Annotated in this window: 11 protein-coding genes; 4 read left to right on the plus strand and 7 right to left on the minus strand. The window is 71.9% G+C overall.

Annotated elements, in window-relative coordinates:
• The first annotated feature begins 74 nt into the window (after positions 1–74).
• Together NCCP_RS03230 and NCCP_RS03235 are read left to right on the plus strand one after the other, a co-directional pair.
• The gene (locus NCCP_RS03230; protein WP_149955751.1) at positions 75–956 is read left to right on the plus strand and encodes a DUF3097 family protein; all 882 of its coding nucleotides are present in this window, start codon (positions 75–77) and stop codon (positions 954–956) included.
• A 220-nt stretch (positions 957–1,176) separates the two neighbouring features.
• Positions 1,177–1,608, plus strand: a complete 432-nt coding sequence (locus tag NCCP_RS03235; RefSeq protein WP_225873649.1) for a DUF4870 domain-containing protein — start codon at positions 1,177–1,179, stop codon at positions 1,606–1,608.
• A 67-nt stretch (positions 1,609–1,675) separates the two neighbouring features.
• On the opposite strand, the gene hemW is transcribed toward NCCP_RS03235, so the two are convergent.
• Positions 1,676–2,905: a radical SAM family heme chaperone HemW gene (gene hemW / locus NCCP_RS03240; protein ID WP_149955753.1), complete on the minus strand. Its 1,230-nt coding sequence runs from the start codon at positions 2,903–2,905 to the stop codon at positions 1,676–1,678.
• A gap of 5 nt (positions 2,906–2,910) precedes the next feature.
• Positions 2,911–4,761, minus strand: a complete 1,851-nt coding sequence (lepA, locus tag NCCP_RS03245; RefSeq protein WP_172627274.1) for a translation elongation factor 4 — start codon at positions 4,759–4,761, stop codon at positions 2,911–2,913.
• A gap of 160 nt (positions 4,762–4,921) precedes the next feature.
• Between lepA and NCCP_RS03250 the strand changes: the two genes are divergently transcribed.
• Positions 4,922–5,629, plus strand: coding sequence for a type II toxin-antitoxin system PemK/MazF family toxin (locus NCCP_RS03250; RefSeq protein ID WP_149955757.1), 708 nt, complete (start codon positions 4,922–4,924; stop codon positions 5,627–5,629).
• Positions 5,630–5,868: 239 nt separating this feature from the next.
• Positions 5,869–6,129 carry a 30S ribosomal protein S20 gene (gene rpsT, locus NCCP_RS03255; RefSeq protein WP_149955760.1) on the plus strand — a complete coding sequence of 87 codons (261 nt, stop codon included), beginning with the start codon at positions 5,869–5,871 and terminating at the stop codon, positions 6,127–6,129.
• 85 nt (positions 6,130–6,214) lie between these two features.
• Here rpsT and holA read toward each other — a convergent pair whose 3' ends face one another.
• The 5 genes from holA to leuS all read right to left on the minus strand — a co-directional run bounded on the left by holA (position 6,215) and on the right by leuS (position 14,488).
• A complete protein-coding gene (holA, locus tag NCCP_RS03260; protein WP_149955762.1) occupies positions 6,215–7,252 on the minus strand; it encodes a DNA polymerase III subunit delta in 1,038 nt (345 codons plus the stop codon).
• 76 nt (positions 7,253–7,328) lie between these two features.
• On the minus strand, positions 7,329–9,782 hold the full coding sequence (locus NCCP_RS03265) for a ComEC/Rec2 family competence protein (RefSeq protein WP_172627275.1): 2,454 nt from the start codon (positions 9,780–9,782) through the stop codon (positions 7,329–7,331).
• Between the two features lie 41 nt (positions 9,783–9,823).
• The gene (locus NCCP_RS03270) at positions 9,824–10,687 is read right to left on the minus strand and encodes a ComEA family DNA-binding protein (RefSeq protein ID WP_149955766.1); all 864 of its coding nucleotides are present in this window, start codon (positions 10,685–10,687) and stop codon (positions 9,824–9,826) included.
• A 171-nt stretch (positions 10,688–10,858) separates the two neighbouring features.
• A complete protein-coding gene (locus NCCP_RS03275) occupies positions 10,859–11,977 on the minus strand; it encodes a DegV family protein (protein ID WP_225873650.1) in 1,119 nt (372 codons plus the stop codon).
• 12 nt (positions 11,978–11,989) lie between these two features.
• Positions 11,990–14,488: a leucine--tRNA ligase gene (gene leuS / locus NCCP_RS03280; protein ID WP_149955768.1), complete on the minus strand. Its 2,499-nt coding sequence runs from the start codon at positions 14,486–14,488 to the stop codon at positions 11,990–11,992.
• Positions 14,489–14,583 lie beyond the last annotated feature (95 nt).

Consider the following 14,583-nt stretch of genomic DNA (forward strand, 5'->3'; position numbering starts at 1 on the left):
CGCGCGCACGCCGGTGGCGGGCGGGACGGCGGGCGGAGTGCCCCCGGCCAGGGATCGGAAGGCAAGGGCGGGACATGGGCACGTACGACTGGGGGGCGCAGGAGATCGGGGCACCCAAGCGGCGCGAGCTGCGCAAGGTTCCCGCCGCCGTCGGACTGCTGCTCGAGGACGTCCAGACCGGATGGGTGGGCGAAGTGGTCCGGGTGGAGAAGGCCGGCGGGATGCGCGTGGTCGCCCTGGAGGACCGCCACGGCAGGACCAAATCGTTCCGGACCGGCTTCGGCTTCCTGCTGGAAGGCGAGCCGGTCGAACTCGTGGACCCCGCCGTCGCCCAGGCGTCAGCCCCGCCCGCGCAGGCCGCCCCGGCCCGCAGCGCCTCCGGTTCGGTGGTGGTGCGGAACCTCAAGGCGCGCACCGCCCGGGCCAGCCGCATCTGGGTGGAGGGCAAGCACGACGCGGAACTGGTGGAGAAGGTCTGGGGCCACGACCTGCGCGTGGAGGGCATCGTCGTCGAGCCCCTGCATGGCGTCGACGACCTCGCCGCCGCCGTCCGCGACTTTTCCCCCGGCCCGGGCCGCCGGCTCGGCATCCTGGTGGACCACCTGGTCGCCGGGTCGAAGGAGGAGCGCATCGCCGCCGCCGCGATGGCCGTGCCCGGGGCCCGCGGCAACGTCCTGGTGGTGGGGCACCCCTACGTGGACGTGTGGCAGGCGATCCGCCCCTCCGTGCTCGGGATCCCGGCCTGGCCGGTGGTCCCGCGCGGCACGGACTGGAAGACCGGCATCCTGCGCGGGCTGGGATGGCCGTCGCAGACCCCGGCCGACGTGGCGCTGGGGTGGAAGCGGCTGCTGGGGAACGTGCGCACCTACGCGGACCTGGAGGCGTCGCTGCTGGGCCGCGTGGAGGAAGTCATCGATTTCCTGACGGCAGAGGAGAGCCGCCGGGACGGCAGCTAGCGCCTGCCAGGCTCCCCCAGGCTCCCCCAGGCTCCCGGCTCCCGCCGGCTCGCTGCGCTCGCCGCGGGTCCCTCGCCCGGTAGCGTCTACCCGGCTCCCGCCGGCTTGCTGCGCTCGCCGCGGGTCCCTCGCCCGGTAGCGTCTACCCGGCTCCCGCCGGCTTGCTGCGCTCGCCGCGGGTCCCTCGCCCGGTAGACTTGGCGGACAAGCAGGAAAACTAGTGGAGGATGCAAGCGTGACCAACGGGCACCCAGACAAGACCCGCGACGGGGCGGAGGCTGCCGGCCGGTTCGAGGGTTCCTCGCCGGCGCCGCTGCCGCTGACCCCCTCCGAGGACCGCCAGTGGGCCATGATTTCCCACTTCGGCTGCATCCTGGGCTTCCTCCCCGCGGCCATCATCTACTACGTCTACCGCGACCGCGGCCCGTTCACCGCGCAGGAGTCCAAGGAGGCGCTGAATTTCGCCCTCCCGCTGACGGTGCTGGCAATGCTGGCCAACCTGCTGGCACTGATCCCCTTCATCGGAGGATTCTTCGCGATCCTGGCCGTGGGAATCTGGCTGTACCTGACCGTCAGCGGCGTGGTGGCCGGCATCGAGACCAACAAGGGACGCCCCTACCGGTACCTGCTGAACTTCCGCATGGTCAAGTAGGCACTTCCGCCTGGCAAGGTAGGCGCAGTCAAGTAGGCACAGTCAAGCAGGCGGCCCCTCCGGAGGCCTAGAAGTCCAGCAGCCGGCGCACCACGGCGTCGGCGAGCAGGCGGCCCTGCAGGGTCAGCACCACCCGGCCGGCGAAGGCGGCCGCCGGTTCCACCAGTCCGTCGGCGATGAGCCCGGCGATGGCCCTGCGCCCTTCCGGGCGAAGGCGCGCCGCGGGAAGGCCCTCGACGATGCGGGTGAGCAGCATCGCCTCCTCCAGGTAGCGCGCTTCGGCGTCGGGCGTTTCGCGGCCCGCCGCCGGGGAGGCTCCGGAGTCGACGCGCTGCTGGTAGGCGGCCGGGTGCTTGACGTTCCACCAGCGCACTCCGCCCACGTGTGAATGCGCGCCCGGTCCGGCGCCCCACCAGTCGCCGCCGGACCAGTAGGCCAGGTTGTGGCGGCAGCGGGTTGCCTCGTCCCGGCTCCAGTTGGAGACCTCGTACCAGCCGAAGCCGGCAGCGGTGAGCAGCTCCTCCGCGAGGAGGTACTTGTCCGCATGGTCATCATCGTCGATGTCCGGGACCTCCCCCCGGCGGATGCGCGCGGCCAGCCGGGTTCCTTCCTCGATGATCAGCGCGTAGGCGCTGATGTGGTCCGGTCCGTAGGACAGCGCCTCCTCCAGGCTGCGCCGCCAGTCCTCCAGCGACTCCCCGGGAGTGCCGTAGATCAGGTCCACGCTCACCTCCAGGCCCGCCTCGCGGGCCCAGCTGACGGCCTGCCCCACGCGCTCGGGGCGGTGCGTCCGGTCCAGGACCTTGAGCACGTGCGGGACAGCCGACTGCATGCCGAAGGAGACGCGGGTGAACCCGGCCTCGGCCAGGGTGCGCAGCGATTCGGGCGTCACGGAATCCGGGTTGGCCTCGGTGGTGACCTCGGCGCCGGGCTCCAGGCCCCACGCGTCCCGGACGGCCCCCAGCACGGCCGCAAGGTCCGCGGCCGGCAGCAGAGTGGGCGTTCCGCCCCCGAAGAACACCGTCCCCGCGCGGCGCGCCGGAAGCCCCGAGGCCTCCAGCACGGCCGCGCCGAACCCGATTTCGCGGCAGACCGCCGCGGCGTAGGTGTCCTGGCTGGATCCGTGCCCGAGCTCCTGCGCGGTGTAGGTGTTGAAGTCGCAGTACCCGCAGCGCACCGCGCAGAACGGGATGTGGACATAGACGGAGAACGGCCGCTCCCCCGCACCGTCAAGCACGGTGGGGGGGAGCGTCCCGTCCGCCGGGGCGGGATCGCCCAGGGGCAGCGCGCCGGCCATGGTTCCTACTTCTTCTTGTCCTTGGAATCGTCGGATGACAGCGCGGCGATGAACGCCTCCTGGGGGACCTCGACGCGGCCCACCATCTTCATGCGCTTCTTGCCTTCCTTCTGCTTCTCCAGGAGCTTGCGCTTGCGGGAGATGTCGCCGCCATAGCACTTGGCCAGCACGTCCTTGCGGATGGCGCGGATGCTTTCGCGGGCGATGATGCGCGAGCCGATCGCGGCCTGGATGGGCACCTCGAACTGCTGGCGCGGGATAAGTTCGCGCAGCTTTTGGGTCATCATGACGCCGTAGGAGTACGCCTTGTCCTTGTGGGTGATGGCGCTGAACGCGTCCACCTGCTCGCCCTGGAGCAGGATGTCCACCTTCACCAGGTCGGAGACCTGCTCGCCGTCGGCCTTCCAGTCCAGCGAGGCGTAGCCGCGGGTCTTGGACTTGAGGACATCGAAGAAGTCAAAGACGATTTCCGCCAGCGGAAGCCAGTAGCGCAGCTCCACCCGGTCCTCGGAGAGGTAGTCCATGCCGCGCATGTGCCCCCGCCGGGACTGGCACAGCTCCATGATGGCGCCAACGAACTCGTTCGGGGCCAGGATCGTGGCGGCCACCATGGGCTCGTGGACCTCGAGGATCTTTCCGCCCGGGAACTCGCTGGGGTTGGTGACCGTGATCATCTTCTTGTCCTCGGTCTTGACCTCGTACACCACGTTCGGCGCGGTGGAGATCAGGTCCAGGTTGAACTCGCGCTCCAGGCGCTCGCGGACGATCTCCAGGTGCAGCAGCCCCAGGAAGCCCACGCGGAAGCCGAAGCCCAGCGCCACGGAGGTTTCCGGCTCGTAGACCAGGGCCGCGTCGTTCAGCTGCAGCTTGTCCAGCGCATCGCGCAGCGCCGGGTAGTCGGAGCCGTCGATCGGGTACAGGCCGGAGAACACCATGGGCTTGGGGTCCTGGTAGCCGCCCAGCGACTCCGCCGCGGGCTTGGCCAGGTTGGTGACGGTGTCGCCGACCTTGGACTGGCGCACGTCCTTCACGCCGGTGATCAGGTAGCCCACCTCGCCCACGCCCAGGCCCTGGGTCGGGGTCGGCTCCGGGGAGCTGACCCCGATCTCCAGCAGTTCGTGGCTGGCCTTGGTGGACATCATCTGGATGCGCTCGCGCGGGGACAGCTTGCCATCGACCACGCGGACGTAGGTGACCACGCCGCGGTAGGTGTCGTAGACGGAGTCGAAGATCATCGCGCGGGCCGGCGCGTCCGCGTTGCCCACCGGAGCGGGAAGGTCGCGCACAATCTTGTCCAGCAGCGCCTCGACGCCCTCGCCGGTCTTGCCGGAGACCCGCAGCACGTCCGCCGGGTCCCCGCCGATCAGGTTGGCCAGCTCCAGGGCGTACTTCTCCGGCTGGGCGGCCGGCAGGTCGATCTTGTTCAGCACGGGAATGATGGTGAGGTCGTTCTCCATCGCCAGGTACAGGTTGGCCAGCGTCTGGGCCTCGATGCCCTGGGCCGCATCGACCAGCAGGACCGCGCCCTCGCAGGCGGCCAGCGAACGGGAGACCTCGTAGGTGAAGTCGACGTGGCCCGGGGTGTCGATCATGTTCAGGGCGTAGGCGGTGCCCTCGACCTCCCACGGCATGCGCACGGCCTGGCTCTTGATGGTGATGCCGCGCTCGCGCTCGATGTCCATGCGGTCCAGGTACTGGGCCTTCATGTCCCGGGCGGCAACGACGCCGGTCTTTTGCAGCATCCGGTCGGCCAGGGTCGACTTTCCGTGGTCGATGTGGGCGATGATGCAGAAGTTCCTGATGATCGCCGGATCGGTGGCGGCGGGCACCGGTGCGGTGCGGGCCATGGGTGACACGTGGGTGACCTCACTCTTGCTGACGGACGGGGTAGGGACGAACGGCACAGACGAACGCGGATGAACCGCAAGCACTCATTGTCCCATGCCGGGGCGGGCCCCGTCTGCCGCGACCCGCTCGCTGGGGTTTCTCCGGGGAAGTAGCGGTAGCCTGTTGCGCATGAAATCCGGAGGCCCCCTCGTCCGCACGCTCCTCGATGCGCTCGCGCGCCTGTTTGGCGCCGGTCCGGCCCGGGGACCCGGGACAACGCAGGGAAGGGGCGCAGCTGCGGGAAGCGGCACGGCGCCCGCCGGCGGACCGCGCCCGGCCTCTGCCGCCGCCCGCGGTAAGGGCCGCGGCAACTCCCCCGCCGGCGACGGCAGGCCCGGTGGCGGCAGGCCCGGCCCGGTGCCCTCCCCCCGGCGGCCCGCCCGCGCCGCCGGCGCGAAGCCCGGGCCGCAGCCCGGCTCCGGGGCCGGGCTGGGTGGGTCCGCCAGCTGGGAGCAGGGAGGGTACCCGGGTGACTTCACCGGGAAGGTCCGTGCCCGCTACGCGCCGACCCCGGACGGGCGGCCCGATCCGGGCGAGGTCGTGTGGGCGTGGGTGCCCTACGAGGAGGACCATGGGCAGGGCAAGGACCGGCCGGTGCTGCTGGTCGGGCATGACGGGGACTACCTGCTGGCGCTGATGCTCACCTCCAGGGACCGCAACAACGGGACCCGCCGCGACGGGGACTACCTGGACGTGGGCTCCGGCCCGTGGGACCGGCAGGGCCGGCCGAGCGAGGTCAAGCTGGACCGTGTGGTGCGGCTGCTGCCCGGAGCCGTGCGCCGCGAAGGGGCGGTGCTGGACCGGGAACGGTTCGAGGCGGTCGCCCGGCGCCTCTAAGCCAGCGCCTCTAAGCCAGCGCCTCCAGGCCGGTGCGGCACCGGGCAGCGGACCCGGCGCGCCGGCTGCGCAAAGTCGCCTTCCCTCGGGACGACCTGCTAGTATCTAATGCTGTGTGCCCGCGCAGGTCGAACGGGCACCTTCTTCTAGGGTCGCCATAGGTATCCCCACGCCGCTCAGTCGATGGCCCGGAAGTAACCCTCTAGACCCATTCCGCGAAAAGCAAGAGAGTTTAACTAGTGGCTAACATCAAGTCCCAGAAGAAGCGCATTCTCACCAACGAGAAGGCCCGCCAGCGCAACGCTGCCATCAAGTCCGAGCTGAAGACGGTCATCCGCTCCGTCAACTCCGCTGTCGCCGCCGCCGACAAGGATGCCGCGGCCGCCGCGCTGTCCACCGCCGGCAAGAAGCTGGACAAGGCCGTCAGCAAGGGCGTCATCCACAAGAACCAGGCCGCCAACCGCAAGTCCGCGATCTCCAAGAAGGTCAGCGCGCTCTAAGCGTTGGATGCACGGCGAGGGCCGCTCCGGGGTTTCCCCGGGGCGGCCCTCGCTTTTGTGTCCGGCCTTGGTGTGCGGAGCGGCGTCAGCGACGGGCCGCGAGGGCTATTCCCGTCACGGCGCGCTCGACTGCGTATTCGGGGTCGCGGGAGGCACCCTTGACCATGGCGTCGGCCTCGGCGACCAGGCGCAGGCACTTCACCAGCTCGTCCTGGGTCCAGTACTGGGCCTGCTCCTGCGCCTGCTGGACCTGCCAGGGGGCCATGCCCAGTTCCTTCGCCAGCTGGCCGGAAGATTTGCGCTGGCCCGCAACCTTCGCCACCTGGCGAAGCTTCATGGCCAGGGCGGCAACGATCGGCACCGGGTCGGTGCCGGTGGCCAGTGCATGGCGCAGGGTGCTCAGCGCGGTTTCGGCACGGCCGGAAAGCGCGGCGTCGGCGACCTTGAACCCGGTGGCTTCCACACGTCCGCCGTAGTAGCGGTCGACGGTGTCCTGGTCGATCTCCCCGCTGGTGTCCGTGGCCAGCTGGGAGCACGCGGCGGCGAGCTCGGCGAGGTCGGATCCGACGGCGGCGACCAGCGCCCGGGCAGCCTCGGGAAGGATTTTGCGGCGGGAGGCGCGGAACTCCTGTGCGACGAAGTCGAGCTTTTCGGAATCCTTCTTCAGGGGCTGGCAGTCCACCAGGGTGGCTCCGGCCTCGCGCAGCCGCTCCAGCAGTTTCTTGCCGCGGTTGCCGCCGGAGTGGTGCAGCAGCACCACGACGTCCCCGGCCGGGGCGGCGGCGTACGCCAGGGCGTCCTCGAGGAAGTCCTCGTTCATGGCAGCCAGGGAGCGTACCTCAATGACCTTCGCCTCCCCGAACAGCGAGGGGCTGGCCGCCATCAGCAGTTCGCCGCGCTGGTAGGTGGCGGCGTCGAAGCGGGTGACCTCCACCGCGTCCTCGCGCTCCTTGACCTTGCCGCGAACGAGTTCGAACACGCGGCCGGCGACATACTCCTCGGGGCCCTGCAGAAGCACCAGCGGGGCCGGCTCGACGCTCCGCCAGCCAGTGGGGGAACCGGGCCTGCCCGCCGACGCCTTGCCCGTGCCGGACCTGCCTGCCGCCGTCCTGCCTGCCGCCATTGTCCTCCGCCTTTCACCAACATTGCTGCTCCTGAATCCTACCGCCACGTACCGGCACCGGGCCGAAGCGCCGCCGCTACCCTCCCGCGCCCTCCAGGCGGGCGGACACGAGGGTGCTCCCTTCCCGCCTGAGCAGCACGGCCCCTGCGGTGTCCGTGCGGAAGACCGCAGTCCCCGCAGCCTGGAGTGCGGCCAGGATTTCGGGGGCCGGGTGGCCGTAGCTGTTCCCGGCGCCAACGCCGACCAGGGCGGCCCGCGGGCCCGCGGCGCCGATGACCGCGGTGCCCCCGTTGCGGGCCCCGTGGTGGCTGACCTTGAGGATGTCCGCACGCAGGTCCACGCCGGTGCGCAGCAGCACATCCATTGCCTCCTCCTCGATGTCCCCGGTGGCCAGCAGTGTCAGGGTGCGTCCCGACGCCGTCCCGCCGGCGCCGATCCGGTACTTCACCACCAGCGAGGCGTCGTTCTCCGTCGCGGCCGGGGCGCCCGCCAGCGGCCACAGCACCTCCCACTCCACCGGCCCGGCGGATCCGCGCTCTCCCGCGAAGGCCCTGCGCGCCGGGGCTGTTGCGGGCAACCGCCCCGAAAGTCCCGCTGCTCCTGCGCCAGGCCGCTGCCCCGGCTCTCTGTCCTGCGCCCGGGCCGCCGTGGAGTAGAGCACCTCACGCACCTCACGCCCGGAGAAGACCCCCTCCAGTCCGCCAATGTGGTCGGCATGCAGGTGCGTAAGCACCAGGACGTCGACCACCTCCACGCCCAGGACGTCCAGGCAGGTCCGCACGGGTGCGGGGTCCGGGCCCGTGTCGATGACGACCGCGCGTTCCGGGCCGGTGCGCAGGGCCAGGGCATCTCCCTGCCCCACGTCGCAGAGGGCGATTTCCCAGGGCGGGGGATTGCGCCCCACCAGGGCGGTGGCCGGCAGCAGGATGCCTGCGGGGACGGCCACGGCGAAAGCTGCCAGCAGCGCTCCGGCGCGCCGTGCCGGCACCCCACCTGGGAGCCGGACCATCCACGCGGCGGCGACCAGCGCCGCGGCCACCAGGAGCGCTGCCACAGTACCGGCCGGACCCGGGACCCAGGACAGGTGTGCATGCGGCAGCGTGGCGAACCAGCGGCCCACCCCGCCCACCAGCGCCGCCGGCACTCCCGCCACCCACACCAGCGCCGCAACCAGGACTGAGGCACCGGGAAGGAAGGCGAGTCCCAGCGCGGCCGTCCCGGCGATGGTGGCCGGGGGCACCAGGGGCGCGACCGCCAGGTTCGCCGGCACGGCGTAGGCGGCCACGTCCGTAGTGAAGGTCAGCAGCACCGGCAGGCAAAACGCCTGGGCGGCCACCGTGATGGCCGTGCCGTTGGCCAGCCAGCCGGGGAGAACGCGATGCAGCACCACCGCCAGCGGGCGCCCCAGCAGGGCGATTCCTGCGGTCGCGGCGACGGAGAGCCGGAAGGCCGCCTCGCCCGCATACCAGGGATCCCACGCCAGCAGTCCCACCACGCAGGCGCATAAGGCGGCGAAGGCCTGCCGGCCGCGTCCGGCGTACACGGCGACGGCTGATACCGTCCCCATCGCCGCCGCCCGCACGACGCTCGGTTCCGGGCGTACCACCGCCACAAATCCGGCCAGCGCCGCCAGGCACAGCAGCAGCGTGGCGGTCCGGCCCAGCCGGCAGGCGCGGCCGGCCCCCAGAACGGTTCCCAGCACCAGCGCGCAGTTGGCCCCGCTTACCGCCGTCAGATGGGACAACCCGGCCGTGGCCATCGCGTCCCCCAGTCCGGCGTCCTGCCCGCGGCGGTCCCCCATGACCATGCCGGGCAGCAGCGCCGGCCCGTCCCCCGGCAGCGCCCGGGCCGCCTCCACGAAGTCCTCCCGTGCCCGGTCCACGGCTCCCGCCGCGGCGGGCACCACGGTCGGGGGGCTGCGCAAACCCACCCACGCCACCTCCCGGCGCCCGGGGGCCATCGGGGAGAGTCGACCCAGCGCCTCCAGCGTGTCCCCCTCCCCCACTGCATCCGCGCCCCAGGAGGCCGGCCAGGAGACCGCGACCCTGGAGGATGTGGACATCCAGGCCCCGGAGACGGCCACGGCCTGGAGGCGTGCCTCGGCGACCCATTCCCCGCCGCGGCTTTCCGCTGCCATGGCGCCGGAGGCTGGGGGGGCGGGGCGGGCCCGGGGTGCCATGGTCAGGACCACCCTGACCCGGGCCGTTTCGCGTGCCTCCACCAAGGCGGCCAACCGCGGTTCCGCCCCTGCGGCGCCCTGGCCGCCGGCCCCCTGCACGGCAGCGGCCGCAGCCACCACCGTCGCCCCGGCCGCCGCCAGCGCAACGGGCGCCCATCCGCGGTGGAACCAGGCCGCCAGGCCCCTGCCGCTGCGCAGGTTCCAGGCCATCAGTGCCAGCAGGAAGGACCCGGCCACGGCCACCAGCGCCGCCTGTGCGGGGGCAATGCGCACCACCGCCGCTGCGGAGCACCACGCCCCGGCCGCGGCCCACACCCCGCGCAGGTCCACGATGCCCGGCTCCGCCTCCACCCGGACCGGTTCCTGTTTCCGCCCCCTGCCGGGAACCTGCCTCATAAGAAGGACACCCTGCCCTCCAGCCGGGACAAAACGGCCGGCCCGATCCCACTGACCGCGTCCAGTTCGGCGAGGGATCCGAATGGCCCGTTGTCCTGCCGGAAGGCGATGATCCGCTCCGCCAGCGCCGGTCCGATTCCCGGCAGCCGCTGGAGTTCCCCGGAGGTGGCCGTGTTGAGGTTGACGGTGCCCGCCGCCTCCTGCCCTCCTGGCGGGGCGGTTCCTGCGCCGCTGCCGCCGCCAGGGCTGCTGCCGCCAGGCGGGACGGGTTCGCCCCGCTCCGGGATGTACAACTGCTGCCCGTCCGTGAGGGGCGCGGCCAGGTTCACCGCCCCGGCGTTCGCCTTGCCGGTCAGCCCGCCGGCGGCATCGGCCGCCTCGTGGGCGCGGGTTCCGGAGGGAAGCCTGTAGACCCCAGGCCGCTTGACCGCCCCGGCCACGTGGACGACCACGTCCACCGCCGATGTGCCGCCCTGCGGGTCCGGTCCATTCGGCGCTTGGCCGCCGTCCGGCCCGGCGATTCCGCCGTGGCCCAAAGTTCCGTCCTGGCGGGGGCTCCCGTGCTGCAGGGCCTGCCCGCCCGGGACGGCCCCTTCCGTGGGTGGGACTTCCCCTCCCGGCTGTGCCGGGCCATCCTGGGCGGCACGGGCTTGTCCCTGGACGGCGCCTTCGAGCTCGATCCGTCCCAGTTCTTCCCCCGCCCGGGCCGGGGGATGGAAAAGGAGGCTGGCGCTGATCCAGGCCAGCGCGGCGAACAGGACGCACAGAGTAGCGGCCCTGCCGGCGCCCAGGCGGACCCTGCTGCGGGGGGCGTCCAGAGCGGCGGCGCGGGTGCGAAGCTCCCATCGGTGGCGGACCATCCACCCACCGTAGGGTCGGGCGCGGGCCCGGCAGGGACGGTCGCAGCGGGAGGTGGAAAGGCTCCCCGTGCCCGGATCCTGTGGAGGGCCAATGGAGGGGTCGGGCGGGCAAGGGCCCGGAAGGAGAGGCGTCCGGGAGGATGCGTCCGGCCTGGCTCCCAGTCCTGGCGCCTAGTCCTGCCGCTCGGCCGGTGCCCCGCCCTGTGTCTTGCCCTGTGCCTTGCCCTGTGCCCCACCCTGTGCCTTGCCCGGCAGTGCCTCCGGCGCCGGGGTGCGCCCCGAAGAGGCGTCCATCCGGTCGGCACCCAGCGGGTTGGGGTGCAGCGGGGCGATGGCCACCGCCAGGATACCGGCCCCGGTATGGGCGGCCAGCACGGCCGGCAGCGCCTCGCACAGCACGGGGGTCGCCGAGGCCCCGGACAACTCGTGGACCAGTTCCCGGGCCTGGTCCTCGTTGCCGAAGTACTGCACCGCGATCCTCGCCCCGCCCGGGGCCGCGGCGGCAGCCTGCCGGCCCAGGACCACCAGCCGCGCCAGGGCCCGGGGCAGGGTCCGGACCTTTTCGGCGACCGAGATCTGCCCGCCCGCCACGGTCAGCAGGGGCTTCACGGCCAGCCAGGTGCCCAAAACGCTCGCCGTGGCCCCGATCCGGCCGCCCTTGCGCAACTGCTCCAGGCTGGGAACGGCGAAGAAAATGGTGTTTCCCCGGGCCCGGCCCGCGACCGCGGCAACCTCTTCCCCGGTGGCACCGGCCGCGGCGGCCGCAACCGCGTCCATCACGGCAAAACCCTGGGCAAGACCCACCGTGGAGGTGTCCACCACGCGCACCGGGACCGGACTTTCCGCGGCGGCCAGCCGGGCCGCTTCAACCGTCCCGGACAGCGCGGCGGAAAGGTGGATGGAGACGATCTCGCGCGCACCGGCCGCCGCCAGCTCCCGGTAGGAGCGCAGGAACAGCCCCGGGGCCGGACGGGACGTCTGCACGCGCCGGCCCAGGGCCAGGGCCAGGGCCAGCTCGGTCTCGACGTCGTCCAGGCCCTCAGTGTAGATCTGCCCGTCGATCATCACCGGCATGGCCACCACCCGCAGCGCCTCCGAGTGCTCCGCGCACCACTCGTGCGGGACCGCGGCAGCGGAGTCGGTAACCACCGCCACGCGGGGGGCCGGCGTGCGCTCGCCCCGGCGCGGCACCCTGGCCCCGGACTCGCGGAGGCGTCCCGCCAGGCGCTCCAGCCAGCCCGGCGGGCGGATCGCCTTGCCGGGCTGGCTGGGACCTTCGGGAAGCTCCACGGGCTTTTCCGCCTAGGCCGGGACGATGTTCACGAGCTTGGGCGCGCGCACAATCACCGTGCGCAGCCCCCGGCCGTCCAGGGCCCGCTGAACAGGCTCGGAGGCCAGCGCCAGCTCGCGCAGCGCCTCCTCGGTGATGTCCACCGGCACGTCGAGGCGGTCACGGACCTTGCCCTGGACCTGCACGACGGCGACGACCGTGTCCTGGACCAGCAGGGCCGGATCGACCGCGGGCCACCCGGCGTTGGCGACCGCGGGCTCGTGGCCGAGCAGGGACCACATGTCCTCGGCCGTATACGGGGCAAACAGGCTCAGGATCACCGCGGTGGCCTCCACGGCCTCGCGCACCGCCGGGTCGGCCGCGCCGGGGCCCGAGTCGATCGCCTTGCGGGTGGCGTTCACCAGTTCCATCAGCCTGGCGACCACCACGTTGAACTTGCCGGAATCCAGCAGCTCGGCACAATCGGCCACGGTGCGGTGGGTGACGGCACGCAGGGCCCTGTCCCCGGAGGCCGGATCGGCACCGGCCCCGCTGGAGACGTCCCCGGCCAGGCGCCAGGCGCGGGCCAGGAACTTGCCCGAACCCGACGGGGAAACATCCGCCCAGTCGACGTCGTCCTCCGGTGGCGAGGCGAAGACCATGGTCAGGCGCACGGCGTCGACGCCAAACTTGTCCAGCTGCTCGCCCAGGTCCACACCGTTGCCCAGCGACTTGCTCATCGCCTTGCCCCCGTTGAGCACCTGGCCCTGGTTCAGCAGCGCGCTGAACGGCTCGGTGAACGGCACCAGGCCCAGGTCGTGGACCACCTTGGTGAAGAACCGGGAGTACAGCAGGTGCAGGATGGCGTGCTCGACGCCGCCGACGTACTGGCCCACCGGCATCCACCGGGCCGCGGCCTCCGGATCGAACGGCCCCTCGGTGTACTGCGGGGACACGAAGCGCAGGAAGTACCAGGAGGAGTCCACGAAGGTGTCCATGGTGTCGGTGTCGCGCCGGGCCGGGCCTCCGCACCGCGGGCAGGGCACGTTGACCCATTCCTCGGCCGCAGCCAGCGGGGAGGTGCCCTTCGGGGCCAGCTGCTCGCCGCGCAGGTTATCCGGCAGGCGCACCGGCAGGTGCTCGTCCGGGACCGGAACCTCGCCGCATTCGGCACAGTGGATGATCGGGATCGGGGTGCCCCAGAAGCGCTGGCGGGAGAGCAGCCAGTCGCGCAGGCGGAAGTTCACCGTGCGCTCGCCGGTGCCGGCGGCCTCGACCATCTCAATGGCGCGGGCGATGCCCTCGGCCTTGCTCAGCCCATCCAACTCGCCCGAATTGACCAGGATTCCCTCCCCGGTGGTGGCAAGGCCGGTGACGGCGGGATCCTCCTCCCCGGTGTCCAGCACGGCACGCACCGGCAGGCCGAACTTCGTGGCGAAGTCCAGGTCGCGCTGGTCATGGGCGGGCACGGCCATGATGGCCCCGGTCCCGTAGTCGGCCAGCACGTAGTCCGCGGCCCAGACCGGCAGCTTCTCGCCGTTGAGCGGGTTGACCGCGTAGCGGCCCGTGAAGACTCCGGTCTTCTCCCGTTCGGTGGACTGGCGCTCGATCTCCGACAGCGCCTTCACCTGCTCCTGGTAGGCCTCCAGCTCGGCGCGGTGGGCCTCCGTGACCAGGTCGGAGGCCAGGTCCGCGTCGGCGGCGACCACGAAGAACGTGGCCCCGTGCAGGGTGTCCGGGCGGGTGGTGAACACCGTGACCTTGTGTTCCGGGCGCTCCCCGGCGGCCTCGATGACGAAGTCCACGTGGGCACCCTCGGAACGGCCAATCCAGTTCCGCTGCATGGCCAGCACGCGCTCGGGCCAGTGGCCCTTCAGCTGCTCCATGTCCTGAAGCAGGCGGTCCGCGTACTCGGTGATCTTGAAGTACCACTGGTTCAGCGACTTTTTGGTCACCGGGGTGCCGCAGCGTTCGCAGGCACCGTTGACGACCTGCTCGTTGGCCAGCACGGTCTGGTCCTTGGGGCACCAGTTCACCGGGTGGTCCTTGCGGTAGGCCAGGCCCTTTTCGTAGAAGCGGGTGAACAGCCACTGGGTCCAGCGGTAGTACTCCGGGTCGGAGGTGTGCAGCCGGCGGGACCAGTCCGCGCTGATCGCATAGCGCTTGAAGGACGCGGCCTGGGTGTCGATGTTCGCGTAGGTCCACTCGGCCGGGTGCGCGTTGCGCTTGATCGCGGCGTTCTCCGCGGGCAGCCCGAAGGAGTCCCAGCCGATCGGGTGCATCACGTCATAGCCACGCTGGCGCCAGTAGCGGGCCACCACGTCGCCCATGGCGAACGCCTCCGCGTGGCCCATGTGCAGGTCTCCGGAGGGGTACGGGAACATATCCAGCACGTAGCGGCGCTCGGCCGAGCCGTCGTCCTTCGGCGTGAAGACGCCAAGTTCCTCCCAGACGGGTCCCCACTTCGCCTCCAGGTCCTGGAAGCGGTACGTCGATCCGCCGGTTTCGGTGCCGGTTGGCTGGGTGCTCACTGTGTGCTTCGCCTTCTCCTTGTGCGGCCGTCCCGATCGGGGCGGCCGTTCCGTGTCCTGCCTGCCGTGCCCCGGGGACCTGTCCTGCCCGGAAC

The sequence above is a fragment of the Zafaria cholistanensis genome, assembly GCF_008580665.1.
GTDB classification, from domain to species: domain Bacteria; phylum Actinomycetota; class Actinomycetes; order Actinomycetales; family Micrococcaceae; genus Zafaria; species Zafaria cholistanensis.